The following is a 25138-nucleotide window of genomic DNA, read 5'->3' as shown; positions in this document are numbered from 1 at the left end:
CTCCCCGGCACCCCGTCAGGCGTCCACACGCCCCTTACTGGGAAGCCACCTCGGTGGACGGCGGCCGATTCCCGCTCGGAGAGTTCCGCACGGCGTCCGTGCACTCGTACCGCCGCAACGGCTCCCTGCCCGGCCCGCCCAGGATCACCGACCCGTCCCCCTCCGCGGCCGCCGAGTCGGACAGCGTGCACACGATCTGGGCGAGCGCGTACGACGTCAGCTGCGGCGGCGACGTGCTCAGCCGCAGCGTGTCGTCGGGATCCCCGGCCCGCGGCCCCCACACGCTCATCCCGCCCCGCACGTACGTCGTGTAGCCCGCCTCCTTCTCGGCGGCCGACGGCGTCTCGGCGAGCTGGTCGAGCAGCCCCTGGGCGACGATGACCCGCCGCTTGGCGTCCGCCGATCCGTCCGGCACCCGCACCTGGCGGTCGACGGTCACCAGCGACGAACCGCACAGCAGGAACACCTGCACCGGCACCCCGTGCTCGTCCTGCGCGGACAGGTCCGGCTGGGTCATCGAGCACGGCACCCGCGAGGGCGCCCCGCCGAAGTCGGTCGGCACCTCGGTGGCCCGGATCCCGCACCCGGAGAGCGCCAGCGCCAGCCCGGCGACGGCCAGCAACGGCCCGCCGTGCCGCCGTACCGCCAGTCCTCTTACGTGCATCAGGCGCCCTTCTCCCCGGTGTCCCCGGCTTCCCCGGCTTCCCCGGCCTCCCCGGTGTCCTTGTTCTCCTCCGTCAGCCGTGAGGCGTCCCGGGGCAGCCGGAGCGTGAACACCGCACCGCCCTCGGGGGAGTTCGCGGCGGTGATCGAGCCGCCGTGGATGCGGGCGTTCTCCGTCGCGATGGACAGGCCCAGGCCGCTGCCCTCGGAGCGCGGCCGGGAGGCGCTGGCCTTGTAGAACCGGTCGAAGACGTGCGGGAGGACGTCCTCCGGGATACCCGGGCCGTGGTCCCGTACCGCGACGACCAGTTCCTCCCCGACTATCCGCACCGACACCCGCACCGGCGAACCGCCGTGCTTGAGCGCGTTGCCGATCAGGTTGGCGAGGATGACGTCGAGGCGGCGCGGGTCGAGGCGGGCGTGGATGCCGCGCTCGGCGTCCAGGTCCACCGCGTCCAGCCAGGCGCGGGCGTCGATGCAGGCGGTGATCTGGTCGGCGATGTCGACGTCGTCGAGGACGAGACGGGCCGTACCGGCGTCGAAGCGGGTGACCTCCATCAGGTTCTCGACGAGGTCGTTGAGGCGGCGCGTCTCGCTGACGACCAGCCGGACGGCGGGCTCGATCATCGGGTCCATCGACCCCGACTCCGCCTCCAGCTCCTCCTCCAGGATCTCCGTCACGGCGGTGATCGCGGTGAGCGGAGTACGCAGTTCATGGCTCATGTCCGCGACGAACCGCCGCGACGCGTCGTCCCGCGCGGCCATGTCGTCGACCCGCTTCTCCAGCGCCTCGGCCGCGTCGTTGAACGTCCGTGAGAGATCCGCGAGCTCGTCCGTCCCCGACACCCGCAGCCGGGTGTCCAGCTTGCCCTCGCCGAGCCGCCGGGCGGCGACCCCGAGCCGGTGCACGGGCTTCAGCACGGTCGTGGCGGCGGCCTGCGCCAGCAGCGCCGAGCCGATGAGGGCGAGCCCGGTGGCGATCCCCAGCGACCAGGCCAGCGAGTTGAGGTCCTTCGCCTCCGGCTCCAGGGACTTCATCATGTAGCCGGTCGGCCCGCCGCCGATCAGCCGCGTGCCCGCGACGAGATACGGCGTGCCGTGGTCGACGACCCGCTGCCAGTACAGGTGGTACGTCGACTTGTTGCTTTCGGTCACCTTCTGCTGCTTGTCGACGGCCTTGCGCAGCGAGGTCGGCACGTCGTCCAGCGCGAACGCGCTGAGCCCGTCCGAACTGCCGTACACCGTCTTGCCGTTGCTGTCCTGACCGACCAGCAGCACGCTGAACCGCTGGCTGCTGTTGGCCATCTGCCCGGCCGTGCGCTGCAGTTCGTCCTGCGTCGGGTGCACGGGCAGCGCCCCGGCGCGGTTCTGCATCTCCTGCTGGAAGTCGCGCAGCACCGCGTCCTGGGTACGGGTGAGCACGGCCTCGCGGTTCAGCCAGTACGCGATACCGGACGCGGACACGGCGGCGGTCAGCGCGACGAGCCCGAAGACGACGACGAGCCGCAGCCGCAGACTGGTGAAGCGCAGCCGGGACATGGCCCCCTTGCGATCCGCGGCCCAGCCGCGGAAACCCCCCTGCACGTCCGTCACTGAGGGGCGTCCAGGCGGTAGCCGACACCACGCACGGTACGGATCAGGGTCGGGGACGAGGGCACGTCCTCCACCTTGGCGCGCAGCCGCTGCACGCACGCGTCCACCAGCCGCGAGTCACCGAGGTAGTCGTGTTCCCAGACCAGCCGCAGCAACTGCTGCCGGGACAGCGCCTGCCCCGGCCGCCGGCTCAGTTCGAGCAGCAGCCGCAGCTCGGTCGGCGTCAGCTGCAGATCCTCGCCGTTCTTCGTCACGGTCATCGCGCTGCGGTCGATGACGACGTTGCCGAAGGTCGCCGAGTCGGTGGACTCCCGCTCCCCGCGCCGCAGCACGGCCCGGATCCGGGCGTCGAGCACCCGCCCCTGGACCGGCTTGACGACGTAGTCGTCGGCCCCGGACTCCAGCCCGACCACCACGTCGATGTCGTCGCTGCGCGCGGTCAGCAGGATGATCGGCAACTGGTCCGTGCGCCGGATCCGCCGGCACACCTCGAACCCGTCGATGCCGGGCAGCATGACATCGAGGACGATCAGATCGGGCCGCTGCTCGCGCAACAGCTTCAGACCGTCCTCACCGGTCGCAGCGGTGGCCACCCGGTGCCCCTGGCGCGTCAGAGAGAGCTCCAGGGCCGTGCGGATGGCGTCGTCGTCCTCGATCAGCAACAGGGAAGGCACGGGCTCATTCTGGCCCATGCGGGCCCTGTCGTACGACCTGTGCGGCGCGCAGCTCCCCGTAAACCTCCGTACCGTCACCACCTGTGCACGCACTGTGGACATTCCGTGCCGGACCCCTGTGACAGGTCTGTGACAGTCGGCGGATACGGCCGTGAAGGTGGCCCGGCAGTCTTTTCGGCACAGGCAGGCGAGCGAACACGGCGAGCGGCCTGAGCAAGCCGAACTACCGGAAGTCCACGACGGGGGGCGCGAGATGAACACGCTGATCGGTCACAGCACCAGCGCAGTGATCACGCGTCTGCACGACGTGAACCGGGGTTCCGAGAAGTCCGGTGCCGTGAGCGGGCGGGGGTGCGCTCGCGGCACCGGGCGTCAGCACACCGGTTACATGACGGTGGTTGACAGCTTCACGGGGGAAGCACACGGGGGATCCGCCTACAGGGAGGACACGGGGGAGCGCCGCTCGCTGACCGAGGCGGAGTTCACCGCCTACGTCCAGGAGCGCCGCGCCTCCCTGTACGCGACCGCCTACCACCTGACCGGCGACCGCTACGAGGCCGAGGACCTGCTGCAGAGCGCGCTGTTCTCGACGTACCGGGCGTGGGACCGGATCAGCGACAAGGCGGCCGTGGGCGGGTACCTGCGCCGCACCATGACCAACCTGCACATCAGCGCCTGGCGGCGCCGCAAGCTCAACGAGTACCCGACCGAGGAACTGCCGGAGACGCCCGGCGACACGGACGCGATGAGCGGCACCGAGCTGCGCGCGGTCCTGTGGCAGGCGCTGTCCCGGCTCCCCGAACTCCAGCGCACCATGCTGGTCCTGCGCTACTACGAGGGCCGCACGGACCCGGAGATCGCGGAGATCCTCGACATCAGTGTCGGCACGGTGAAGTCCAGCATCTGGCGGTCGCTCCGCCGGCTGCGCGAGGACGAGGTCCTCAGCTTCGGCCGTGACGAGGAGGACGCCTTCGGGGAGCTTGTCGCCTGAAGGTGAGGGGATCCGGGGGGATCCTGACGGGGGAAGCACGGGGGAGACGGGGGAGGGTCCGGGGGGACCACGGGGGAACGGGTCCGGGGGGACCCGGGGGGAAAGCACGGGGGAGCTCCGCCACGGGGGACACGGGGGTGTTCGGCGGAGCGACGGGGGAAAGCGGGACTGGAGGGCCGGGGGGTCCATCCAGTCCCGCTTTTTTTTCTGCGCTCTCCCTGCCTTACGCCGTGGCCTGCGTCCGGTCCCGGTTCTGCCGGCCCACCGCTGCCGCGGCCATGCGGCCCAGAGCCTCGTCCCGGTCGCACGGATACGCGCCCAGCGCCACCTGACGGTTCACGATCGTGCGCTCCGCCCGCATCAGCCGCCAGCCGCGCCGCAGCAGGAACGGCACCGACTTGCGGCCCTCCCTGAGATCGCGCAGGAACCGGCGCCGGAACGTCTTCACCGGGCCCCGGCTCAGGCAGAGCGCGTCGGCCAGCAGGCCCAGTTCGCGGCAGCGCTCCACGATCTCGGCGGCGAAGATGCCCTCGGCGATGAACAGCGGGGTGCGGCCGATGTCCAGCGTCTCGGCGCCGGTGCGGGCGCTCAGTGCTATGTCATATACCGGTACCGGCGCGGCCCCCGTGGCACACAGCCGCCCGATCGCCTCGACCGCGACCTCCGCGTCCCAGGACTCCGGGTGGTCCCAGTCGATGTCCGAACTCCCCGCCACCAGCGGCAGGGTCGGGTCGTCGCCCTCCTTGTAGAAGTCGTCGAGGCGCAGGACGGGCAGTCCGGAACGGGCGGCGACCAGTGACTTGCCCGAGCCGGAGGGGCCGCACAGCAGCACGACGCGGGCGGGGGACGGCGGATGAATGCTCACGGAACACCAGTTTGACGCATGGGGGGCCTCCTGCCGACCCCGCGGGTCGGCTTTGGAGCGTGAGTCACACCTCAACTACCCTGTGTGCCGACACCATTACCCTGCGTACCAGAAGGTGGCACCAGTGATGTCCCGACACGCGTCCTCCCCGACCCCGACCGCCCGGCGCGCCCTGACCGCCCTTGCCACGGCGGGTGTGGCGCTCGGCGCGGGCGCCGCGACAGCGGCCGCGGACACCCGGCCCGCGGTGGACGTGGTCCACACCCGCCCCACCTCGCTCGGCGACATCGACCCGCAGGCGGGCGTGCGGGTGCTCACCGCCATGCTGCCGTACGTCACCGGTCCGGTGGCGGGCCTGAAGCCCAACCCGCTCGCGGGCACGGGCGTCGACCCGCTGGACAACGGGGTGGGCACGCAGCTGGCCGACTTCAAGCCGCTGACGTCGAAGATGGTGACGGGACCGGTGGCGCAGGCGCCGTCGGTCGCGGCGGTGCCGGTGGTGGGGCAGGTACTGGGCGCCCTGTAAGGGGCTTGGGGAACTGCGCGACCGGCCACGTACGGCCCGCAGTTCCCCGCGATGTTCAGTACGCGGACCCCGACGCCCCCAGCGACCCCGTCGGGTGCCACACGGTCTTCGTCTCCAGGAACGCCGTCATGCGGTCGGTGCCCGGGGTCGCCGTCCAGTCGTCCACAGCCTGTGGACGCAGCACGCGCTTCAGGTTGTCGGCCGCCGCGATCTCCAGCTCCTTGGCCAGCACCTCGTCGGCGCCCGCGAGGTCGATCGCGTTGACGTCCTGGTGGGCGGCGAGCGGCGCCGCGATCTCCGCCGTACGGCCGGACAGGACGTTGACCACGCCGCCGGGGACGTCGGAGGTGGCGAGCACCTCGGCCAGTGAGAGCGCCGGGAGCGGCGCCTTCTCGCTCGCGACGACGACCGCCGTGTTACCGGTCGCGATCACCGGTGCGACCACCGACACCAGGCCCAGGAACGACGACTCCTGCGGGGCCAGGACGGCGACGACGCCCGTCGGTTCGGGGGAGGAGAGGTTGAAGAACGGGCCCGCGACCGGGTTGCCGCCGCCGACCACCTGGGCGATCTTGTCGGTCCAGCCGGCGTACCAGACCCAGCGGTCGATCGTCGCGTCCACCACCGCGGCCGCCTTGGACTTGCCGAGGCCCTCCGCGTCGCCGACCTCGCGGACGAACTGGTCGCGGCGGCCCTCCAGCATCTCCGCGACGCGGTAGAGGACCTGGCCGCGGTTGTAGGCGGTGGCGCCCGCCCAGCCGCCGAACGCCTTGCGGGCGGCGACGACCGCGTCCCGGGCGTCCTTGCGGCTCGACTGCGGTGCGTTGGCCAGCCAGTTGCCCTTGGAGTCCGTCACCTCGTACACCCGGCCGCTCTCGGAACGCGGGAACTTCCCGCCGACGTACAGCTTGTAGGTCTTGAAGACAGTCAGACGCTCATGGGTGCGGTCAGACATCGAGGTACGCCTCCAGGCCGTGGCGGCCGCCCTCGCGGCCGAAGCCCGACTCCTTGTACCCGCCGAACGGCGAGGTCGGGTCGAACTTGTTGAACGTGTTGGACCAGACGACACCGGCGCGCAGCTTGTTCGCGACCGCCAGGATCCGCGACCCCTTCTCGGTCCAGATGCCGGCGGACAGGCCGTACTGCGTGTTGTTGGCCTTCGCCACCGCCTCGTCGGGCGTGCGGAAGGTCAGGACCGACAGCACCGGGCCGAAGATCTCGTCGCGGGCGATGGTGTGCGCCTGGGTGACGTTGGTGAAGAGCGTCGGGGCGAACCAGTAGCCGGCGGAGGGGAGTTCGCAGGCCGGGGACCAGCGCTCGGCGCCCTCCGCCGCGCCCTGGTCGGCGAGGGCGGTGATGCGGGCCAGCTGCTCCGCGGAGTTGATCGCGCCGATGTCCGTGTTCTTGTCCAGCGGGTCGCCGAGCCGGAGCGTCGACAGCCGGCGCTTCAGCGAGTCCAGCAGCTCGTCGTGGATCGACTCCTGGACGAGGAGGCGGGAGCCCGCGCAGCAGACCTGCCCCTGGTTGAAGAAGATGCCGGTGACGATGCCCTCGACGGCCTGGTCGATGGGGGCGTCGTCGAAGACGATGTTCGCGCCCTTGCCGCCCAGCTCCAGGGTGAGCTTCTTGCGGGTGCCCGCGACCGTGCGCGCGATCTCCTTGCCGACGGCGGTGGAGCCGGTGAAGGCGACCTTGTTCACGTCGGGGTGGGCGACCAGCGCGGCGCCCGCGTCGCCGTAGCCGGGGAGGATGTTGACGACGCCCTTGGGCAGGCCCGCCTGGCGGCAGATGTCCGCGAAGAACAGGGCGGAGAGGGGGGTCGTCTCGGCGGGCTTGAGGACCACCGTGTTGCCGGTGGCGAGCGCCGGGGCGATCTTCCAGGCCAGCATCAGGAGCGGGAAGTTCCAGGGGATGACCTGGCCGGCCACGCCGAGCGGCCGCGGGTTCGCGCCGTAGCCGGCGTGGTCGAGCTTGTCGGCCCAGCCCGCGTAGTAGAAGAAGTGCGCGGCGACCAGGGGGAGGTCGGCGTCGCGCGTCTCCTTGATCGGCTTGCCGTTGTCGAGGGTTTCGAGGACGGCGAGCTCGCGCGAGCGCTCCTGGATGATGCGGGCGATGCGGAAGAGGTACTTGGCGCGCTCGGAGCCCGGCAGCGCGGACCACTTCTCGAACGCCTTGCGGGCGGCCCTGACGGCGCGCTCCACGTCCTCGGCACCGGCGCGGGCGACCTCGGAGAGGACCTCCTCGGTCGACGGGCTGACCGTCTTGAAAACCTTGCCGTCGGCCGCGTCCGTGAACTCGCCGTCGATGAAGAGGCCGTAGGAGGGCGCGATGTCGACGACGGAGCGGGACTCGGGCGCCGGTGCGTACTCGAATGCGGTGGTCATCTTTTCCTTGGCCATGGTGATCAGTCCACCGTCACGTAGTCGGGGCCGGAGTAGCGGCCGGTGGCCAGCTTCTGACGCTGCATCAGCAGGTCGTTCAGGAGCGAGGAGGCGCCGAAGCGGAACCAGTGGTTGTCCAGCCAGTCCGCGCCGGCGGTCTCGTTGACGAGAACGAGGAACTTGATCGCGTCCTTGCTGGTCCGGATCCCGCCGGCGGGCTTGACCCCGACCTGGACGCCGGTCTGCGCCCGGAAGTCGCGCACGGCCTCCAGCATGAGGAGGGTGTTCGCGGGGGTGGCGTTCACCGCGACCTTGCCGGTCGACGTCTTGATGAAGTCGGCGCCCGCGAGCATGCCCAGCCAGGAGGCCCGGCGGATGTTGTCGTACGTCGACAGCTCGCCGGTCTCGAAGATGACCTTCAGGCGGGCGGCGCCCGAGGCCTCCTTCACGGCGGTGATCTCGTCGTACACCTTCAGGTAGTTCCCCGCGAGGAACGCGCCCCGGTCGATGACCATGTCGATCTCGTCGGCACCGGCGCTCACGGCCTCGCGCACGTCGGCGAGCTTGACGTCGAGCGCGGCGCGGCCGGCCGGGAAGGCGGTGGCGACGGAGGCGACCTTGACGGACGAGCCGGCGACGGCCGCCTTCGCGGTGGCCACCATGTCGGGGTAGACGCAGACGGCGGCCGTGGCGGGCGTCGTACGGTCCGTCGGGTCCGGGTGGACCGCCTTGGCGCCGAGCGCCCGGACCTTGCCCGGGGTGTCCGCGCCTTCCAGCGTCGTCAGGTCGACCATCGAGATGGCGAGGTCGATGGCGTACGCCTTCGCGGTGGTCTTGATGGAACGGGTGCCGAGCGAGGCGGCACGCGCCTCCAGGCCGACCGCGTCGACGCCGGGCAGCCCGTGAAGGAAGCGGCGCAGCGTGCTGTCGGACGCGGTGACGTCAGCAAGTGCGTGGGGTGCGGTGGTGGGCATGGTCACCAGCCGAGCATATCTACGCGCGTAGCGGCTGTACACCCCGAGGGAACGGTTCTTCATTGGAGCCGGTGACGTCACGCCCCTGAAACGGGCGCGGGGGATTGCGCGAGCAACCACTGACGATCCGCGCCCGCGCACCGGGCGCACACCCCGCGGCGCGCGGGCGCACGCCTGAGGCAGAATCGGCCCTATGACCTCGCCCCTCGTCAAGGACCGCATCTACCGATCGCCCCAGGCGCTGATCGGCGGCGTACTGCTCCTCGTCATCGTCGGCTGGCTCGGCATCGACGCGCTGGTCCGGGGGCACGGCCACACCCCCTGGCTGGCCCTCGCCGCGCTCATCCTCATCGTGCCGCTGATCGTCGCGTTCACCCTGCGCCCCGCGGTGTTCGCGGGCGAGGACAGGCTGCGGGTGCGGAACCCGTTCCGGGTGATCACGCTGCCCTGGGGGGAGATCGCCTCGCTGCGGTCCGGGTTCTCGAACGAGGTGGTCGTCAAGTCCGGCACGAAGTACCAGCTGTGGGCGATCCCGGTGTCCCTGCGGGGCCGCAAGAAGGCGGCACGGCGGCAGGCGAAGTCGGCGGCGGACGCGCGGCGCGGGCGGACGGGGTCGGGATCGGGCGGATTCGGCGGGCGCGGGCTCGGTGGCTTCGACGGGTTCGGTGGGTTCGGCGGCGCCGGGGGGCGGGGCGAGTCCGAGCACGACGGCGGGCCGATGCGGGCGGACACCGACAAGGTCATGGACGACCTGCGGGAGATGCTGGAGAACAGGGGGCCTGCGGAGTCGGCGCAGGGCGAGGTCACGGTGCGGTGGGCGTACGAGGTGGCTGCGCCGGCGGTGGCGGGGGCGGTGCTGCTGACGATTCTGCTGGTGGTGGGGTAGCGCCGTGGTGGGGGTAGGGCCGCGGGTGCGGGTCGTCGGCCGGGTGCGGCCCGGTGGGGGGTGCTCGCGCAGTTCCTCCCCCAGCCTTCGGCCGGGGGTACCCCCAGCGCCCCTGGGGGGGCGGTGCCGTGGGTGGAGAGGTTCGCGTGTCCCCAGGGGGTGTGTCGAGAAGCCCGGTGGCGCCTCAGTCCTCGGTCTTGATCTTCTTCATGGTCAGGTGGGACTCGACGCGCAGGATGCCGGGGAGGCCGGTGAGCTTGCCGGTGAGGAAGGTGTTGTACGCGGCGTCGTCGGCGACGGCGACGCGGAGGAAGTAGTCGGGGCGGCCGTACATCCGGCGGAACTCGACGACCTCCTCGTAGGAGGAGAGGGTCTCCTCCAGGGTCTCGATGGTCTTCAGGTCGTTCGCGGAGACCTCGATGTCGATCATGACTTCCAGTCCTCGGCCGACGGCCTCCGGATTGATGACGGCGCGGTAGCCGGCGATGACCCCGGCGTCCTCCAGCCGCTTCAGCCGGCGCAGGCACGGCGGCGGGGTGAGGCCGACCCGCTTGGCCAGGTCGACGTTGCTCAGGCGCCCGTCCTGGCGCAGATGAAACAAAATTTCCCGGTCGACGGCATCCAGCTTTATTTCATTGCGCACGTCATCAGCTTACGGGAATTATTGGAAACCATATGTGGCGACAATCCGCCTAAAATTTCAGTATGCGTACGGTTTCGGTCGCCGCGGGCGATCCTCCCCGCCCCGTCCCCGCCGCCCCGCCTCCGCCCCCGGCGGGTCAGGGCCCGCGCCGGGATGCCGTCGCCGCCCTGAAGGACTCCGCCTCCGTGGGGCTCGGTCTGCTCCCGCTCGGCCTCGCCTTCGGGGTGCTCATCACCCACGCCGGCCTGCCCTGGTGGTGCGCGAGCCTGTTCACCGCCGTCGTCTACGCGGGCTCGTTCGAGTTCCTGCTGGTGGGCCTCGCGGTCGCGGTCACCCCGCTGGCGACGGTCGCGCTGACCGCGTTCCTGGTCAACGTCCGGCACGTGTTCTACGCGCTGTCCTTTCCCCTCGACCGCATACCCGGACCGCTCGGCAAGGCCTACGGCACCTTCGCCCTGACCGACGAGGCCTACGCCCTGACCGCCGGTGACCGGGCCCGGTCCTGGTCCGGCGCCCGCATCCTGTGGCTGCAGCTGTTCATGCAGTCGTACTGGGTCGGCGGCGCCACCGTCGGCGCCCTGCTCGGCTCGGCCGTGCCCGACAGTGTCGGCGGCCTGGACTTCGCGATGACCGCCCTGTTCGCCGTACTCGCCCTGGACGCCGTCCGGGAGCGCCGCGACGACCTGCCCACCCCGGTCCTGGCACTGCTCAGCGCCCTGGTCGCACGGCTGGTCCTGCCCGGTCAGCTGCTGCTGGCCGCGTTCACCCTGTTCACCGCCGCGCTGCTGGTCCGGAGCCGCAAGGTCCGGAGCCGCAAGGAGGAGTCCCGTGCATGACACCCGCTACCTGCTGCTGGCCGTCGCCGTCTCGGCCGCCGTGACCTGGGCGCTGCGCGCGCTGCCCTTCACCGTGCTGGCCTCGCTGCGGGCCAGCAGGACCGTCCGCTACCTGGGCGCCCGGATGCCGGCCGGGGTGATGGTGATCCTCTTCGTCTACTGCCTGCGCGACCTGCCGCTGACCCAGCCCCGCGTCACCGCGCCCCTCGCCGCGCTCGCGGTCACCGTCGGACTGCACCTGTGGCGCCGCAACGCCCTGCTCAGCATCATCGGCGGCACCGTCGTCAGCGTGGCCCTGGCCAGCACCGTCTTCGCCGGCTGAGCCCTACGGTGGACTGTACGGTCCACTGCGCGGAGGTCGGGCGATGCAACGCAAGGAACTGACGGCCAAGGGGAGGGCCACCCGGCGCCGGATCGTCGAGGGGGCCGCCGAGGTGCTGCGGGAACAGGGCGTCGGCTCCGCGACCCTCGAGGACGTCATGGCGCGGACCGGCACCAGCAAGAGCCAGCTCTTCCACTACTTCCCGGAAGGCAAGGACGAACTGCTCCTGGCCGTCGCGCGGTTCGAGGCGGAGCAGGTGCTGGAGGACCAGCAGCCGTATCTGGGCCGCATCGAGTCCTGGGAGGACTGGGCCCGGTGGCGGGACGTGGTGATCACCCGCTACGAGGCCCAGGGGGACACCTGTCCGCTCGGCTCGCTGTTCCTCCAGGTCGGGCGTTCGACGCCGGGGGCGCGGGCGATCGTGGTGGAGCTGATGCAGCGCTGGCAGGAGTACCTGGCGGCGGGCATCCGGGCGGTGCGGGCGGCGGGCGGCCCCCGGGCCGAGGCGGACGTGGACACGCGGGCCGCGGCCCTGCTCGCCGCGATCCAGGGCGGGGTGTCGATCCTGCTGTCGACGGGCGACTCCGCCCACCTCCGCGCCGCCCTCGACCAGGGGATCGCGGACCTGCGCCGCGATCTGGAGCCCGCGGGGGCGGCTACGCCGCGATGACCGCAGCGGTCGTACGGCCGCCGTCCACGTCGAGCACGATCCCGTGCACGAACGACGACTCCTCGGCCGCCAGATACACCGCCGCGCTCGCGATCTCCTCCGGCGTGCCCATCCGGCCCGCCGGCGTCCCCTTCATCATGGCCGCGGCGACCCCGGTGTCCTCGGCGTCCGCCGCCAGCACCACACCCGGCGAGATCGCGTTCACCCGCACCCCCCGCGGCCCGAACTCCGCCGCCCAGGCCCGGGTCAGCGTCTCCATCGCCCCCTTGGTGGAGCTGTACAGCGCACCGACGGGGATGCCGAGGCGTGCGATCCAGGACCCCAGGTTGACGATCGCCCCGCCCCCGGCCTCCGCCATGGCGGGCGCGACGGCCGCGGTCAGGAAGAACGGGGCCTTGACGTTGACCGCGTAGACCTCGTCGAAGGTCCTCTCGTCGGTGGCCGTGGTCGCGTCGCCGGGATAGATGCCCGCGTTGTTGACGAGCACGTCGATACGCCCGCCCAGCACCCGCGTCGCCTCCTCGGCGAGCGCCCGCGAGGCGGCGGCGCTGCCGTCCAGGTCGGCCCGCACGAAGTCGGCACGTCCGCCGAGGGCGCGGATCCCGTCCACCACCTCCGCCCCACGCCCCGCACTCCGCCCCGAGACGACGACATGCGCGCCCTCCGCCGCGAACGCCTCCGCGATCGCCCGCCCGATGTTGCTGGTCGCACCGGTCACCAGCGCGGTCCTGCCTGCCAGCCGCATGGCCATGATCAACCCTCCGTGTCACTCACTTCCCCGTCGGACGCGGCCCACTGTGCGCCGAGGAAAATGGACCAGCAAGTCCAGAAAGCGGTAGCCCGAACCCGGCCGGGTGCCTGCGGGCCCACGTCGGCAGGCGACCTGGACGGCCGACGGGTGATCACGCGGCGGTACGTTGTGCCGATGACCGACTCTCTGCCGCCCGGCGGCGCGGCTCTCGGCGCGGACGAACTGGCCGCCCGCTGGGCGGACGCCTGGCGGCCCGAACAGGTCGCGGAGCGGTTGGCCGGGGTCCGCGTGCCCTGGTGCGTCGCGGCGGGGTGGGCGCTGGACCTGTTCCGCGGCGGGCAGTCGCGGCCCCATGGCGACCTGGAGATCGCCGTACCCATGGCGGGATTCGCGCAGGTCCGCGACCGCTTCCCGGAGTACGCGTTCGACGCGGCGGGCTCGGGGCGCGTCTGGGCAGCGGCGGGAGACGCGGTACTCGCGGCGACCCACCAGACCTGGGTACGGGATCCGGCGAGCGGCCGGTTCCTCTTCGACGTCTTCCGCGAGCCGCACGAGGGCGGGACCTGGATCTGCCGGCGGGACGAGACCCTGCGGCTGCCGTACGACGCGGTCGTCGAACGGACGGCGGACGGCATCCCCTACCTGGTCCCGGAGTTGGTGCTGCTGTTCAAGGCGAAGGAGCCACGGCCCAAGGACCACGCCGACTTCGACGGGGTGCTGCCGCTGCTGGGTCCGGCACGGCGGGACGTTCTCAGCGCGTGGCTGACGCGCATGTATCCCGGACACCCTTGGCTGGCGGGGCTGGCCGTGCGGTGAGCCCTCACCGTACGGAGCATTCCAACGCGTCCCGGTGATCGGTGACCCACTGGTGGGCCGCCTGGATCTGCCTCACCGCTCCCGCGTCACGGAGCCGGGCCATGGCGACGTCACCCGCGTCGGCCTGCGCCTCGATGCCCCGCCGGCAACGGTCCTGCCACCACAGGATCGTGGGCACGAGATGTTGCCGGTCCGGCAACTCGTAGCTGTCGGCGATCAGTGTCATGCGCCGGCCCGCCTCCTCGACGTCGGTGACCGAAGGGCCCAGGCCGAGGTACTGCCAGCAGACGTGAGCGATGTCGTGGATGCGCGCGCCCGGCGCGGCAAGGTCCCAGTCGATGAACGCCGCCGGCCGAAGCTCGCCACGGGACAACCGGTAGACGGTGTTCTTGGGCGACAGGTCGTTGTGACACACGACCTCCTGGTCTCCGGCGAGGGAGGAGCCGGCCGTGAGGTCGTGGAACTCGCGCACGAGCCGGGCGACCGCCACCAGACTCTCGTCGGACGACACGGAAGCGGGTTGCCGCGGCTCCCACGCCACATGGCCGTCGAGGTAGGTGAGGACGTCACGGCCCTCGTCGTCGATGCCGAGATACCGCGGAGCACCCCGCCAGCCACCGGCTTCGAGCAACCTCAGCAGCTCACCGACGAACTCCGTACGAGCCGAGGCCGGACGGCGCACGGTGTCCCCGACCCGGACGACCGCGTTGACGAAACCTCCGGGCAGTGGCGACTCATGCATCCACCCACCCTGCCCGATCACCGCCTCTGAACGCCCGGTTCCCGGAGGCCCGGTGACAAGGACCGACCGCCCCGCGCTCAGTTGCCCGGTTGCGCCGCATGCCTGACGAAGTCCGCCCAGGCGGTGGGCCGGAGGGTGAGGTGGGGGCCGGAGGGGTGTTTGGAGTCGCGTATGTGGATCGTGGTCGGGGTGGGGGCTATCTCGACGCAGGAGGAAGCTTCCTCGCTGTATGTGGACTTGTGCCAGTTGAGTGCGGTCATGGCTCGGCTTTCAGGTGTCCTGTGCGATGCGGTGGATGAGGTCGCGGGAATCCTCGGGCGTCAGGGTGGACTCCTGCATGCGGTCCAGGATGAGTCGGTACTTGGTCAACTGTGCGACAGAATCGATGAGTTCGCTGCCGTGTGCGGCGTCGAGCTGCGCTGTGTCCAGGGCGGGGACGGGGCCGTAGGCGTAGTCGAGCCCGTGGCCCACCGTGGGGAACGCGGTGCCGTCGAGCGGGATCACCCGCACGGTGACATGCGGGAGTTCGCTCATCTTCGTCAGGTGGTCCAGCTGCGCTCGGGCCACATCCCGGCCGCCGAACCGCATGCGCAGAGCGGCCTCGTGAATGATCGCCGTGTACGGGGTCGGTCGCTCGCGGTGGAGGACGGCCTGGCGCTTGATGCGATGGGAGATGCGGTACTCGATGTCGTGCGGCTGCAACTCGGGGACCACCTGGCGGAACAGTGTCCGGGCCTGCTCCGGGGTCTGGAGCAGACCGGGGATGTTGATGACCTGGGCCACGCGCAGGGCGACGGCGTGGTGCTCCATCTCCGCAAGGTCCAGTGAGTGAGGAGGCAGAGTGCCTCGGTACTCCTCCCACCAGCCGCGGTCCCGGTGCCTCGCCATGGCCACGAGTGCGTCGATCAGGGCCGGGTCCGTACAGCCGTAGTTGTCGGCGAGTGTGCGGACGCGCTGTTCGCTGAGGCCGAAGCGGCCCGTCTCGATGTTGCTGATGCGCGCCTGGTTCGCGCCGATCATCTCGCCGGCTTCCCGGGCGGTGAGACCTGTCTTCTCGCGGAGCTTGCGCAGCTCGGCGCCCAGGCGCAGCTGTCGCGCCGTGGGTGTCTGCCGTGGCGGCATGCTCTTCCGCTCCTTCGCATTGCGTCGTACACGGTCACCCACACGAGTGCAGCGTCGCATGTATCGGCAGATTTCGTAGAAACCATTCTACTGCCGCCGCTACGGTGAAGCCCAAGCCGCTCAACACCCGCCCCACAAGCCGGAAGCGCACCGCGCCGCCCTGTCCGTGCGCGGCACTGCCACCGCCCGGTCGGTTGTCGAGTGAACCAGGTCCTCCCACCGTAGGAGCCGTTCATGGTCACCGTAGCCCCGCACGACACCTGGGTGTACGCCCTCCGCCTGCCCCATGACCCCCGCGCCGCACGTGTCGCACGTATGACCGTACGGTCCGTGTTGGACAGCCACGGGAGAGGCGAAGTCCTCGACGCCGTGCAGCTGTTGACCTCCGAACTGGTCACCAACGCGTACCTGCACAGCGGCGGGCCCGTCTCCCTGCGCCTCACCGCCCTCGCCGACGGACGGCTGCGGGTCGGGGTCTGGGACGGCCATCCGCGCATTCCCGCCCCCTTCGGTGAGCCGCCTCGGGATCGTGTTCCGGTCGTGCCGGCGGACGCCGAGGGCGGGCGGGGGTTGTGTCTCGTGCAGGCGTACGCCGACCGCTGGGGCGGCTGGTCTCTTGACGAAGGCCCGCCGGCGCGCGGTACCGGGAAGCTGCTCTGGTTCGAGGTGGGCGGGAAGGGGAGTCCCTGACGGACATCCTCGTGCCGGGTCCTACGGGTGCGGCTCCGGCCGCAGGACGAGGTCGAGCAGCCCCGGGAAGCGGGCCTCGAACTCCGCTCGGCGCAGGCGGTTGACCCGGCGCGGCCCCTCGTCGCGCTGCTCGACGAGACCGGCCGCCCGCAGTACGGAGAAGTGGTGGCTGAGGGCGGCCTTGCCGACGGGTACGTCGAAGCTGCCGCAGCTGCGGGACCAGTCGGCGTCGGCGGCCAACTCCCGCACGAGCGAGAGGCGTACGGGGTCGGCGAGGGCGGCGAGCGCGGTGAGGACGGGCACCTCGTCGGGGTGGGTGTGCGCGGGGGCGGCCCGGTGGCTCGTGCCGGTCATTCTGTCCTCCTCGTCGCCGTGTTCCGCTTGCCGAGTGTTCGATGAAAACCATACACTCCCAAGTGTTCGATTCGTGTTGAACACTTGTCGAGGGGTGTGTGCCGTGCGTGCGGTCGAGTTCCAGGAATACGGCGGTCCGGAGGTCCTGAAGGCCGTCGAGGCGGCGGTCCCCGAGCCGGGCCCCGGTGAGGTGAGCATCGACGTGGCGTACGTGGGCGTGAACTTCGCCGACCTCAAGGCGCGTTCGGAGGGCTACCGCGTGCCGGGCCTGCCGTTCCGTCCGGGACTGGAGGTCTCGGGCCGGGTCAGGGCCCTCGGCGCCGGTGTCACGGACCTGGCCGTCGGCCAGGAGGTGGCCGCGCTGACGCAGGGCGGCGCCTACGCGGAGGTGGTCGTGACGGAGGCGGCGACCGTCTTCCCGCTGCCGGCGGGGGCGGACCTGCGCACCGGGGCCACGCTCCCGTCCGTCCTGCCCACGGCGTACGCCCTCGTCCACACCGTCGGGCGCCTCCAGCCCGGCGAGACCGTCCTCGTGCAGGGTGCCGCGGGCGGGGTCGGCACGGCGGCCGGGCAGCTGGCGAGGGCGGCGGGCGCGGGCGCGGTGTACGGCGTGGTGTCGGGCGCGGCGAAGGCGTCGTACGCGCGGGACCATGGCTACGACGAGGTCTTCGTCGGCGACTTCGAGGAGCAGGTCCGGGAGGCCACCGGCGGCCGGGGCGTCGACCTGGCCCTCGACCCCGTCGGCGGCAGGACGCTGCGCGCGAGCCTGGCGTCCCTGGCCCGCTTCGGCCGCCTGGTCTCCTACGGCAACGCGAGCGGGGAACCGGCCTGGACGGCGGGTCAGGCGGAGCTGTATCCGCGGGGCCTGTCGGTCGCCGGGTTCTCCATCCTGTCGCTGGCCCAGACGGCGCCCGACGTGCTGCGGGAGCTGTCCGCCCGGGCCTTCGCGAAGGCGGCGGACGGCACGGTGACCCTGCCGGTCACGGCCGAGTTCGCCCTGGCGGAGGCGGCGGAGGCGCACCGCCTGATGGGCGGCCGGACGAGCACGGGGAAGCTCCTGTTGCGGGTCGCGGGCTGAGGGGGAGCCGGGCCAACCCTCGCACACCGCGGGGCCACGTCCGGTCCGTGCGGGGGAGCTCGGAGCCGAAGTGCGCCCAGGCGCCCGCCCGTTGTACCGCGGGGTATCGACGGGCGCCCCAATTGGCAACGTTGTCCCGGTCCGGGTGGGAGCGCTTTCTCTGTGTCTTGCCTACGGGTTACCTAGGGGATACCTCTACATGAAGCGTGGCCTCGGCAGTCAGTTTTGTCCGGGCGTCGTCACCCGTGTCTCAGTAGATTGCTGCTGCCGCCCCAGAGTGCCGTACCTGCGGATTTTACTTACCTATTGGGCGGCGGGGGTGGGACATGGAGCGGTCCGAGAGGGCGGCAAGACCTGCCGCCGGGGCAGCGGGCATGAGATGCCAGGTGGACATCGACGGGCAGGGCAGGTTCGGCTGGCGCCTGGTGGCGCCGAACGGGAGATCGGTCGCGGTGTCGCTCACCTCGCACGACACCCATGCCCGATGCCGCGCCGCGTTCCATCGCATGTGCGCGTTGCACTCCCGTACGGGGGGCGGAGTGCAGCACGGATCCGACGGCGGTGGCTGGGTGTGGGTGGTCTGGGACGACTCCGGCCGCCATCTGGCCGGCTCGGCACGGACGTACGAGCGGCATGCCACCTGCCGTGCGTCCTACGACCGGTTCCGCACGATGATCGCCGAACTGGTATATGCCGGGCCCGAGTTATGGGGCGAGTGAGCCAGGGTTGAGCCGCACGTCAACCGGGCCTGGAGAGGCCCTGGTCGGGGGTGAGGCATGCCTGCACGGCCGGGACCGATGTTGCCCTTAGGGAACCCGTAGTTCACACCTCAGGATGTGCATGTCAACCGATGACACGGAGTGTCGGGTCCGTGCCTTCGCTGAGAAGAACCAGACAGCCGCAGCCCGTGATCGCGGGCGTCGGCTCCGTCGACGCCGGAGCCGACGTCGGCGACCCCGACGTACGCCGACGCCTGTACGCCGACCCCGGACTGCCCGACCGGGTGTTCCGCGCGGTGCTGCGCTCCGGCGGCGGTCTCGTGCTGGCCGTGATGCTGCTCGTCGGCGGCTTCCTGCTCTACCGGGCCTGGCTGGCGCTCGACAAGGCCGGCTGGTCGTTCCTGACCACCGCCGAATGGGAGCCCGGCAGCGGGAAGTTCGGCATCGCCGCCGTCATCGTCGGGACCATCCTGATCGCGACCGTCGCGGTGTCCGTGGCCGTGCCGCTCGCCACCGGCGCCGCGCTGTACATCGCCGAGTACGCCTCGCCGCGGCTGCGCCGGACGCTGATCAGCGTCGTCGACCTGATGGCCGCCGTGCCGTCGGTGGTCTACGGCCTGTGGGGCGTGTTCTTCCTCCAGGACAAGGTCCTGCCGATCGCCCGCTGGATCTCCACCTACTTCGGCTGGATCCCCGTCTTCGACGTGCAGGGCGCCGACCCGAACGACCCGCTGGCGCCCGAGAGCATCTACACCTCCTCGACGTTCATCGCGGGACTCGTCGTCGGCATGATGATCGCGCCCATCATCTGCTCGATCATGCGCGAGGTCTTCTCGCAGGCGCCCGCCGGCGAGCGCGAGGGCGCCTACGCGCTCGGCGCCACCCGCTGGGGCATGATCCGCAGCGTGGTGCTGCCCTTCGGGCGCGGCGGGATGATCGGCGGCACGATGCTCGGGCTCGGCCGGGCGCTGGGCGAGACGATCGCCGTCTTCATGATCATCTCGGTGACCTTCCAGGTGCAGTGGCACATCCTGCAGTCCGGTACCAGCTCGGTCTCCTCGCTGATCGCCCTGCGGTACGGCGAGGCCAGCGAGTTCAGCATGTCCGCGCTGATGGCGGCCGGTTTCTCGCTGTTCGTCATGACGCTGATCGTCAACTTCGCCGCCTCCTCCATCGTCGCCCGCTCCCGCTCGGGCGCGGCGAGCGACGCGTGATGAGCCTCTCCGCCCCGGTATCGCCAACCCCCCACGGCGCCCGCAAGTCCCCTCCGCCGCACAGGTACGCCACACAGGTACGCCACACAGGAATGAGCGACCATGACCGTTGCCCCTGAAGCGCCCGGCGCGCGTCAGGCGACCGGACGCCCGGGAACCACGCTGCCGGGCCCGGCCCGCGGCGCCGATCCGGCCGGTGAGCGCCGCCGCGCCCTGACGCAGCTGCACGCCACCGACGTGTACGCCATGGTCGGAGCCGCCACCGCCGCGCTGTCGATCACCTGGCTGCTGTTCCACTGGCTGCTGCCGTTCAACGGCGTCGTCGGCTTCGTCGTCGTCGCGTACGTCCTCTTCCTGCTGGTGTACGCCCTGCTGGTCTCCTTCGACGAGGACGGGCCCGCGATCGTCGACCGGATCGCGGCGGCGCTCGTCCGGTCGATGGGTCTGCTGCTCGTGGTGATCCTCGCGTTCGTCGTCCTCTACGCGCTCGTCCAGGGCCGCAAGGCGCTGGTGCACCTGAACTTCTTCACCCAGAGCATGGAGCTGGCCGGCCCGCTGCAGCCGCTCAGCGTGGGCGGCGCCCTGCACGCGGCGGCCGGCACCCTGATCATGATCACGATCGCGCTGCTGATCACCGTCCCGGCCGGGCTGGTCTGCGCGGTGTTCCTGAACGAGGTGCCCGGCGCCTACGCCCGGTTCGTGCGCACCATCGTCGAGGCGATGACAGCGTTGCCGTCGGTCGTCGCCGGTCTGTTCATCTACGCCACCGTGATCCTCGGCCTGGGCCTCGACCAGTCCGGTCTCGCCGCCGGTCTCGCCCTCTCGGTGATGATGCTGCCGATCATCATCAGGGCCGCCGACGTCGTCATCCGGCTGGTCCCCGGCACCCTGCGCGAGGCCAGCTACGCGATGGGCACGAGCCGCTGGCGCACCGTCTGGCACGTGGTGCTCCCGACCTGCCGCTCGGGCCTGACGACCGCCGTCATCCTCGGCACCGCCCGCGGCATCGGCGAGACCTCCCCGGTCCTGCTGACCGCGGGCTTCACCAACGAGCTCAACCTCAACCCCTTCCACGACCCGATGGTCTCGTTGCCGCTGGTCACCTTCGAGTTCGTCAAGTCGCCCGAGCCGAACATGATCTCGCGCGGCTTCGGTACGGCGGCCCTGCTCATGGCGCTGGTGCTGCTGCTGTTCGTCGCCGCCCGCATCCTCGGCGGCCGGGGCCCCGGCCACCTCACCCGCCGTCAGGAACACCGGCGCGTCCTCGCGTCCCGGCGTGACGCGCGTCGATTCGCCGAGCGCCGCCCGACGGCCGACCCCGTCACCACCCCTGTCGCATCCGATTCCGGGAGTTCGTCGTGAAACCCGCCACTCGTTTCCGTCTGGCGGCCACCGCGCTGTCACTGGTGTCCCTGCTGTGCGCCCTGTTCGCCGTCCAGCCGCAGCCCGCCGCCGCGGCCTCCTACGCCAAGATCACCGGCTCCGGTTCGACCTGGAGCTCCAACGCCGTCCAGCAGTGGGTCCGCAACGTCAAGGCCAACTACGGCATGACGGTCAACTTCACCGCCAACGGCTCCTCCCAGGGCCGTGAGCAGTTCAAGAACAACACCGTCGACTTCGCGGTCTCCGAGATCCCCTACGGCCTCAAGGAACAGGGCGTCACCGACACCCCGCCGAGCCGCGGCTACGCCTACATGCCGATCGTGGCGGGCGGTACGGCGTTCATGTACAACCTCAAGATCAACGGCAAGATGGTGACCAACCTCCGGCTGTCCGGGGACGTCGTCACCAAGATCTTCACCGGGAAGATCACCCGCTGGAACGACCCCGCGATCGCCGCCGACAACCCGGGCCTGAACATGCCGGCCCGCGCGATCGTCCCGGTCGTCCGCTCCGACGGCTCCGGCACCAGCGCCCAGTTCACCATGTGGATGTCCAAGCAGTACGGCTCCCTGTGGGCCGACTACTGCTCGCGCACCGGCCGCGGCAGCGCCAACTGCGGCATGACCTCCAACTACCCGCTGCTCAGCGGCTCCGCGATGATCGCCAAGTCCGGCTCGCTCGGCGTCTCCGGCCACGTCCGCCAGCCCTCCGGCGAGGGCGCCATCACCTACGTCGAGTACTCCTACGCCAAGAACACCGGCTTCCCGGTGGCCAAGGTGCTCAACAAGGACGGCTACTACGTCGAGCCGACCGCCGCGAGCGTCGCGGTGGCGCTGACCAAGGCCGAGATCAACGAGAACAAGGCCTCGGCCAACTACCTCACCCAGATCCTCGACGGCGTCTACACCAACGCCGACGCCCGCACCTACCCGCTGTCCAGCTACAGCTACATGATCCTGCCGACGAAGGTGGAGTCCGGCTTCACCGCGGCCAAGGGCAACTCGCTGGGCACGTTCGGCCGTTACTTCCTCTGCGACGGCCAGCAGCAGGCGGACGACCTCGGCTACTCGCCGCTGCCGAAGAACCTCGTCCAGGCGGGCTTCGACCAGCTCCGCAAGGTGCCGGGCGCGCCCACCAGCAGCATCAACATCAACACCTGCCGCAACCCCACCTTCTCCGGCGGGGTCAACACCCTGATCAAGAACGCCCCGTACCCCAAGTCCTGCGACAAGAAGGGGCCGACGCAGTGCACCACCGGCACGGCGGGCGCCGCGGGCACCGACACCCCGGTGAAGCAGGGCGCGACGGGCGGTAGCTCCTCGGGCGGCTCCGGGTCCTCCTCCGGCGGTTCGTCGTCCGGCGGTTCCTCCGCCACGGGCGGCAGCGGCACGGGCGGTACCGACACGAACGGTGACGGTAAGCCCGACGCGAACGCCAGTGCCGCCGCCGGCGGTACCTCGGGGGCGAGCATCGACCCCGACACCGGCGAGGTGGTCAGCGGCGACGGGGCGAGCACCGGTGACTCGAACGTGGCCGCCAACCCCGTCGCCCTCGCCTCCGACAACAGTCTCGGGATGCGCGGCGCCCTGATGGCGCTGTCCGCCGTCCTGCTCGTCGCGGTGGTCGTGGGGCCACCGCTCACCGCGCGGCTGCTCGCGGGACGTTCGCGCCGCCGTAAGGGGGAGCTGTGATGAGACGGTCGACGACGGTACGGATGTCGCCCGGCCGGCGCCGGGTGACCGCGGGGGTGGGGTGCCTGCTCTCCGCGCTGGTGCTGGCGGTGCTGCCACTGCCCAGGGGGGCGGACCAGGCGCACGCGGCCACGGCAGAGAGCTCGGCCGTGACCAAGAGCGGGGCGAAGGGGGTGTACGGGGACGACTTCTCGGATCTCAAGGTCACCGTGCACCAGACGAAGGACCTGACCGGGCAGGGCGTGCGGGTGACGTGGACGGGCGGGGAGCCGTCCACCAACTCCGAGACCAACTTCCTGTCGGTCATGCAGTGCTGGGGCGACGCGGACTCCGGGCCGGACCGTACCCAGTGCGAGTTCGGACTGGCGGCGGGCGGGCAGAACGGGGACGGCCGGGCCGTGGCCCAGGGTGACACCTCGGGCCATGACCCGCTGGAGTCCGACTCCTCCACCCCGGTCGACAAGAACGGCACCCACTATGTGCCGTTCCAGCCGGTCGAGGGGCAGGGGGACCCCACTGCGGGCCCCACCGACACCACGTACTTCACCGACGGGGACACCAACGCTGACCCGTTCATGCCGAACGACGGGGACGGCGGCGGCGACATCTCGTTCGAGCTGAAGTCGGCTGTGGAACAACCCGCCCTGGGCTGCGGCGCCCGCACCACGTCGGCCGGCGGCATCCAGCCGTGCTGGCTGGTGGTCGTGCCCCGCGGCACCCACGACCCCAACGGGCGGACGCACACCGGGGGTGCCCAGGTCACCTCCTCGCTCAGCCAGTCGAACTGGGACCAGCGCATCGTGTTCCGGCTCGGCTTCGCGCCGATCGCGGACAACTGCGACCCGGACAAGCCCGAGCGCGGGATCATGGGGTCCGAACTGGCCACCGACGCCATCACGTCATGGCAGACCGCGCTGTGCGAGACCGGGACCTACCGGTTCAACTTCACCCAGTCCGGCGAGGGGCAGGCCAGGTCCGCCGTGACGTCGGGCGACTCGGAGGCCGGGCTCGCCCTGACGGTGGATCCCGTCGAGCCGGTCGACGGGCAGGCCCAGGTGGTGCACGCGCCGGTCGCGGTGAGCGGCCTGACGATCGGCTTCGTCTGGATGTACACGCACACGACCGGAACGGGCGACGACCCGCACAATGAGCAGCTGCCGCTGACGGAGCTCAAGCTCAATCAGAGACTGCTGGCCAAGGTGCTCACCCAGTCCTATCCCTTCAGTGTGACCCAGCCGAGCGACGGCGTTCCCGACTACCTCGCCGGCAACCCGGAGTCCATCGTCAAGGACCCTGAATTCCTCAAGCTGAATCCAGGTCTTGAGGGCCAGGCGGCCGTCAATGCCCCGCTGGGTCTGGCCGTCACCGCGGACAACACCGATTCCGCCCGACTGGTATGGAAATACATTCTGGCGGACTCCGACGCGAAGGAGTTCATCGAAGGGAAGAAAGACCCCTGGGGAATGAAGGTGAACCCTGCCTACAAGGACGGGGTCATATCGGATTCCCTGGATTTCTTCCCCAAGACGGATCTCACGCCCACACAGGTCGTCTGCCTGACCGGCAACGTGATGCGCACCGCGCAGGACGTGGTCCCCTATGTCAACGACATGCACGACGGGGCGCTGAAGGTACGCCGCGGTTCCATCGGCACCGCGTACACGTGCGCGTCGGGCGATCCGCTGCCGAGACTGTCGGCCGAACCCCGTCCGATCCCCACGAACCAGCGTCAGTACGGCATCGTCGACAACGCCTCCGCGGTGCGCTACCAGCTGGGCGCCGCCGCCCTGCCGAACGCCGACGGGGACTACATCACGCCGACCAACGCGTCCCTGCTCAAGGCGGTCGCCGAGATGCCCGACTCTGACGTGGCCGGCGTCAAGACGTCCGACCCCGCGAAGATGAAGGACGGGGCCTACCCGCTGACCGCCGTGGTCTACGCGGCGTCCTCGCTCGACCAGGCCAAGGACGCCCGCCAGGACTACGCCAAGGTGATGCGCTACGCGGCCGGTGCGGGGCAGACCCAGGGCGCCGCAAAGGGTGAACTGCCCTACGGGTACGCCCCGTTGCCCGCCGCCATGCGTACGCAGGCGAAGCAGGCCGCCGACAGGCTGGAGAAGGGCGCCCCGGACGCGGACCCGTCGTCCAGTGGTACGTCCGGAGGCGGCGACGACCTGAGCGGCACCGGCAGCGGCGGCGCGGCAGGCGGCAGCGCGGACGGCGGCACTGGCACCGGCGGCGACTCCGCCGGGACGTCGGGCGCCGCGGCCGGTGGTGCCGGTGGGTCGGACACGGCCCAGCCCTCCACCGCCCCGAGCGAGACCGACCCTGCCAAGCAGAACGTGGCCCAGTCCGGCGGCTCCACACCGGCGGAGGTGCTCGGCCTGATCCGCTGGGTGCTGCTGGGTGTCCTGGTCGCGGGTGGAGTAGCCGCGCTCGCGGGGCCGGTCATGCTCCGACTCTCGGCCCGTCGGGCGGCCGGCGGCTGAGTGTTGCGGATCCGGTTCCGTGAATTCCCTCGCCTTTCCTGCTCCACCTATTTCCACGGAGGAGA

27 protein-coding genes are annotated in these 25138 nt (G+C 71.0%); 14 read left to right on the top strand and 13 right to left on the bottom strand.

Going from position 1 to position 25138, the window contains the following annotated elements; translation table 11 throughout:
• Positions 1-34: 34 nt before the first annotated feature.
• The 3 genes from ACIQVL_RS12805 to afsQ1 are packed head-to-tail and all read right to left on the bottom strand — an operon-like array spanning position 35 to position 2930.
• Positions 35-664: a hypothetical protein gene (locus tag ACIQVL_RS12805; protein WP_403438093.1), complete on the bottom strand. Its 630-nt coding sequence runs from the start codon at positions 662-664 to the stop codon at positions 35-37.
• A complete protein-coding gene (locus ACIQVL_RS12800; RefSeq protein WP_403475302.1) occupies positions 664-2256 on the bottom strand; it encodes an ATP-binding protein in 1593 nt (530 codons plus the stop codon). Before ACIQVL_RS12800 ends, ACIQVL_RS12805 begins: the two co-directional genes overlap by 1 nt.
• Positions 2253-2930 carry a two-component system response regulator AfsQ1 gene (gene afsQ1 / locus ACIQVL_RS12795; RefSeq protein ID WP_177232965.1) on the bottom strand — a complete coding sequence of 226 codons (678 nt, stop codon included), beginning with the start codon at positions 2928-2930 and terminating at the stop codon, positions 2253-2255. The genes ACIQVL_RS12800 and afsQ1 overlap by 4 nt, the downstream gene beginning before the upstream one ends.
• 253 nt (positions 2931-3183) lie before the next feature.
• Here afsQ1 and ACIQVL_RS12790 point away from each other — a divergent pair, with 253 nt between their 5' ends.
• Complete coding sequence (locus ACIQVL_RS12790) at positions 3184-3921, top strand: SigE family RNA polymerase sigma factor (protein WP_366363661.1); 738 nt, start codon at positions 3184-3186, stop codon at positions 3919-3921.
• Between the two features lie 223 nt (positions 3922-4144).
• Here ACIQVL_RS12790 and ACIQVL_RS12785 read toward each other — a convergent pair whose 3' ends face one another.
• Positions 4145-4786: a uridine kinase gene (locus ACIQVL_RS12785; protein ID WP_403438087.1), complete on the bottom strand. Its 642-nt coding sequence runs from the start codon at positions 4784-4786 to the stop codon at positions 4145-4147.
• Between the two features lie 127 nt (positions 4787-4913).
• On the opposite strand from ACIQVL_RS12785, the gene ACIQVL_RS12780 reads away from it, so the two are divergent.
• Positions 4914-5312 (top strand): hypothetical protein, encoded by a 399-nt coding sequence (locus tag ACIQVL_RS12780; RefSeq protein WP_403438084.1) that lies wholly within the window; start codon positions 4914-4916, stop codon positions 5310-5312.
• Between the two features lie 55 nt (positions 5313-5367).
• Here the strand turns inward: ACIQVL_RS12780 and ACIQVL_RS12775 are convergent, their stop codons facing one another.
• Genes ACIQVL_RS12775 through deoC form a run of 3 tightly spaced genes read right to left on the bottom strand, consistent with a single transcriptional unit; the run spans position 5368 to position 8667 of the window.
• Positions 5368-6267 (bottom strand): aldehyde dehydrogenase family protein, encoded by a 900-nt coding sequence (locus ACIQVL_RS12775; RefSeq protein ID WP_403475301.1) that lies wholly within the window; start codon positions 6265-6267, stop codon positions 5368-5370.
• Positions 6260-7696 (bottom strand): aldehyde dehydrogenase family protein, encoded by a 1437-nt coding sequence (locus tag ACIQVL_RS12770; protein WP_403438079.1) that lies wholly within the window; start codon positions 7694-7696, stop codon positions 6260-6262. The genes ACIQVL_RS12775 and ACIQVL_RS12770 overlap by 8 nt, the downstream gene beginning before the upstream one ends.
• 20 nt (positions 7697-7716) lie before the next feature.
• Positions 7717-8667, bottom strand: coding sequence for a deoxyribose-phosphate aldolase (gene deoC / locus ACIQVL_RS12765; RefSeq protein ID WP_403475532.1), 951 nt, complete (start codon positions 8665-8667; stop codon positions 7717-7719).
• 193 nt (positions 8668-8860) lie between these two features.
• Here deoC and ACIQVL_RS12760 point away from each other — a divergent pair, with 193 nt between their 5' ends.
• Entirely contained in the window at positions 8861-9553 is a 693-nt protein-coding gene (locus ACIQVL_RS12760) for a PH domain-containing protein (RefSeq protein ID WP_403438076.1), read from the top strand.
• Positions 9554-9737: 184 nt separating this feature from the next.
• On the opposite strand, the gene ACIQVL_RS12755 is transcribed toward ACIQVL_RS12760, so the two are convergent.
• Entirely contained in the window at positions 9738-10154 is a 417-nt protein-coding gene (locus ACIQVL_RS12755; protein ID WP_403438465.1) for an Lrp/AsnC family transcriptional regulator, read from the bottom strand.
• Between the two features lie 227 nt (positions 10155-10381).
• On the opposite strand from ACIQVL_RS12755, the gene ACIQVL_RS12750 reads away from it, so the two are divergent.
• The 3 genes from ACIQVL_RS12750 to ACIQVL_RS12740 are packed head-to-tail and all read left to right on the top strand — an operon-like array spanning position 10382 to position 12024.
• Positions 10382-11032: an AzlC family ABC transporter permease gene (locus tag ACIQVL_RS12750; RefSeq protein WP_403475531.1), complete on the top strand. Its 651-nt coding sequence runs from the start codon at positions 10382-10384 to the stop codon at positions 11030-11032.
• Positions 11025-11354 carry a branched-chain amino acid transporter permease gene (locus ACIQVL_RS12745; protein ID WP_403475300.1) on the top strand — a complete coding sequence of 110 codons (330 nt, stop codon included), beginning with the start codon at positions 11025-11027 and terminating at the stop codon, positions 11352-11354. The genes ACIQVL_RS12750 and ACIQVL_RS12745 overlap by 8 nt, the downstream gene beginning before the upstream one ends.
• Before the next feature lie 43 nt (positions 11355-11397).
• Entirely contained in the window at positions 11398-12024 is a 627-nt protein-coding gene (locus ACIQVL_RS12740; protein ID WP_403475299.1) for a TetR/AcrR family transcriptional regulator, read from the top strand.
• On the opposite strand, the gene ACIQVL_RS12735 is transcribed toward ACIQVL_RS12740, so the two are convergent.
• A complete protein-coding gene (locus ACIQVL_RS12735) occupies positions 12011-12775 on the bottom strand; it encodes an SDR family NAD(P)-dependent oxidoreductase (RefSeq protein WP_403475298.1) in 765 nt (254 codons plus the stop codon). The genes ACIQVL_RS12740 and ACIQVL_RS12735 overlap by 14 nt on opposite strands.
• A 174-nt stretch (positions 12776-12949) precedes the next feature.
• On the opposite strand from ACIQVL_RS12735, the gene ACIQVL_RS12730 reads away from it, so the two are divergent.
• The gene (locus tag ACIQVL_RS12730) at positions 12950-13591 is read left to right on the top strand and encodes a nucleotidyltransferase domain-containing protein (RefSeq protein ID WP_403475297.1); all 642 of its coding nucleotides are present in this window, start codon (positions 12950-12952) and stop codon (positions 13589-13591) included.
• A 4-nt stretch (positions 13592-13595) separates the two neighbouring features.
• Here ACIQVL_RS12730 and ACIQVL_RS12725 read toward each other — a convergent pair whose 3' ends face one another.
• The 3 genes from ACIQVL_RS12725 to ACIQVL_RS12715 all read right to left on the bottom strand — a co-directional run bounded on the left by ACIQVL_RS12725 (position 13596) and on the right by ACIQVL_RS12715 (position 15455).
• Entirely contained in the window at positions 13596-14333 is a 738-nt protein-coding gene (locus ACIQVL_RS12725; protein WP_403475296.1) for a phosphotransferase, read from the bottom strand.
• A gap of 77 nt (positions 14334-14410) precedes the next feature.
• Positions 14411-14593: a DUF397 domain-containing protein gene (locus tag ACIQVL_RS12720; protein WP_403475295.1), complete on the bottom strand. Its 183-nt coding sequence runs from the start codon at positions 14591-14593 to the stop codon at positions 14411-14413.
• 10 nt (positions 14594-14603) lie between these two features.
• The gene (locus ACIQVL_RS12715) at positions 14604-15455 is read right to left on the bottom strand and encodes a helix-turn-helix domain-containing protein (protein ID WP_403475294.1); all 852 of its coding nucleotides are present in this window, start codon (positions 15453-15455) and stop codon (positions 14604-14606) included.
• 234 nt (positions 15456-15689) lie between these two features.
• Between ACIQVL_RS12715 and ACIQVL_RS12710 the strand changes: the two genes are divergently transcribed.
• A complete protein-coding gene (locus tag ACIQVL_RS12710; RefSeq protein WP_403475293.1) occupies positions 15690-16145 on the top strand; it encodes an ATP-binding protein in 456 nt (151 codons plus the stop codon).
• A gap of 21 nt (positions 16146-16166) precedes the next feature.
• On the opposite strand, the gene ACIQVL_RS12705 is transcribed toward ACIQVL_RS12710, so the two are convergent.
• On the bottom strand, positions 16167-16499 hold the full coding sequence (locus ACIQVL_RS12705) for an ArsR/SmtB family transcription factor (RefSeq protein ID WP_403438057.1): 333 nt from the start codon (positions 16497-16499) through the stop codon (positions 16167-16169).
• Positions 16500-16602: 103 nt separating this feature from the next.
• On the opposite strand from ACIQVL_RS12705, the gene ACIQVL_RS12700 reads away from it, so the two are divergent.
• The 6 genes from ACIQVL_RS12700 to ACIQVL_RS12675 all read left to right on the top strand — a co-directional run bounded on the left by ACIQVL_RS12700 (position 16603) and on the right by ACIQVL_RS12675 (position 25073).
• A complete protein-coding gene (locus ACIQVL_RS12700; protein ID WP_403438055.1) occupies positions 16603-17577 on the top strand; it encodes a zinc-binding alcohol dehydrogenase family protein in 975 nt (324 codons plus the stop codon).
• Between the two features lie 386 nt (positions 17578-17963).
• A complete protein-coding gene (locus tag ACIQVL_RS12695) occupies positions 17964-18296 on the top strand; it encodes a hypothetical protein (protein ID WP_403475292.1) in 333 nt (110 codons plus the stop codon).
• 152 nt (positions 18297-18448) lie between these two features.
• Positions 18449-19510 carry a phosphate ABC transporter permease subunit PstC gene (gene pstC, locus ACIQVL_RS12690; RefSeq protein ID WP_403438053.1) on the top strand — a complete coding sequence of 354 codons (1062 nt, stop codon included), beginning with the start codon at positions 18449-18451 and terminating at the stop codon, positions 19508-19510.
• 102 nt (positions 19511-19612) lie between these two features.
• Entirely contained in the window at positions 19613-20872 is a 1260-nt protein-coding gene (gene pstA / locus ACIQVL_RS12685; RefSeq protein ID WP_403438051.1) for a phosphate ABC transporter permease PstA, read from the top strand.
• Positions 20869-22584, top strand: a complete 1716-nt coding sequence (pstS, locus tag ACIQVL_RS12680; RefSeq protein WP_403475291.1) for a phosphate ABC transporter substrate-binding protein PstS — start codon at positions 20869-20871, stop codon at positions 22582-22584. The genes pstA and pstS overlap by 4 nt, the downstream gene beginning before the upstream one ends.
• Entirely contained in the window at positions 22584-25073 is a 2490-nt protein-coding gene (locus ACIQVL_RS12675) for a hypothetical protein (protein WP_403438046.1), read from the top strand. Before pstS ends, ACIQVL_RS12675 begins: the two co-directional genes overlap by 1 nt.
• Positions 25074-25138 lie beyond the last annotated feature (65 nt).

The organism is Streptomyces sp. NPDC090499 (genome assembly GCF_044769305.1).
GTDB lineage: Bacteria > Actinomycetota > Actinomycetes > Streptomycetales > Streptomycetaceae > Streptomyces.
This window is presented reverse-complemented; position numbering and strand designations above follow the sequence as displayed.

Bases quoted from the DNA above. Each gene is read 5' to 3' on its own strand.
- ACIQVL_RS12805 (WP_403438093.1), bottom strand. From the start codon at position 664: ATGCACGTAAGAGGACTGGCGGTACGGCGGCACGGCGGGCCGTTGCTG.
- ACIQVL_RS12790 (WP_366363661.1), top strand. From the start codon at position 3,184: ATGAACACGCTGATCGGTCACAGCACCAGCGCAGTGATCACGCGTCTG.
- ACIQVL_RS12780 (WP_403438084.1), top strand. From the start codon at position 4,914: ATGTCCCGACACGCGTCCTCCCCGACCCCGACCGCCCGGCGCGCCCTG.
- ACIQVL_RS12775 (WP_403475301.1), bottom strand. From the start codon at position 6,267: ATGTCTGACCGCACCCATGAGCGTCTGACTGTCTTCAAGACCTACAAG.
- ACIQVL_RS12770 (WP_403438079.1), bottom strand. From the start codon at position 7,696: ATGACCACCGCATTCGAGTACGCACCGGCGCCCGAGTCCCGCTCCGTC.
- deoC (WP_403475532.1), bottom strand. From the start codon at position 8,667: ATGCCCACCACCGCACCCCACGCACTTGCTGACGTCACCGCGTCCGAC.
- ACIQVL_RS12760 (WP_403438076.1), top strand. From the start codon at position 8,861: ATGACCTCGCCCCTCGTCAAGGACCGCATCTACCGATCGCCCCAGGCG.
- ACIQVL_RS12740 (WP_403475299.1), top strand. From the start codon at position 11,398: ATGCAACGCAAGGAACTGACGGCCAAGGGGAGGGCCACCCGGCGCCGG.
- ACIQVL_RS12735 (WP_403475298.1), bottom strand. From the start codon at position 12,775: ATGGCCATGCGGCTGGCAGGCAGGACCGCGCTGGTGACCGGTGCGACC.
- ACIQVL_RS12730 (WP_403475297.1), top strand. From the start codon at position 12,950: ATGACCGACTCTCTGCCGCCCGGCGGCGCGGCTCTCGGCGCGGACGAA.
- ACIQVL_RS12725 (WP_403475296.1), bottom strand. From the start codon at position 14,333: ATGCATGAGTCGCCACTGCCCGGAGGTTTCGTCAACGCGGTCGTCCGG.
- ACIQVL_RS12720 (WP_403475295.1), bottom strand. From the start codon at position 14,593: ATGACCGCACTCAACTGGCACAAGTCCACATACAGCGAGGAAGCTTCC.
- ACIQVL_RS12715 (WP_403475294.1), bottom strand. From the start codon at position 15,455: ATGCCGCCACGGCAGACACCCACGGCGCGACAGCTGCGCCTGGGCGCC.
- ACIQVL_RS12710 (WP_403475293.1), top strand. From the start codon at position 15,690: ATGGTCACCGTAGCCCCGCACGACACCTGGGTGTACGCCCTCCGCCTG.
- ACIQVL_RS12705 (WP_403438057.1), bottom strand. From the start codon at position 16,499: ATGACCGGCACGAGCCACCGGGCCGCCCCCGCGCACACCCACCCCGAC.
- pstA (WP_403438051.1), top strand. From the start codon at position 19,613: ATGACCGTTGCCCCTGAAGCGCCCGGCGCGCGTCAGGCGACCGGACGC.
- ACIQVL_RS12675 (WP_403438046.1), top strand. From the start codon at position 22,584: ATGAGACGGTCGACGACGGTACGGATGTCGCCCGGCCGGCGCCGGGTG.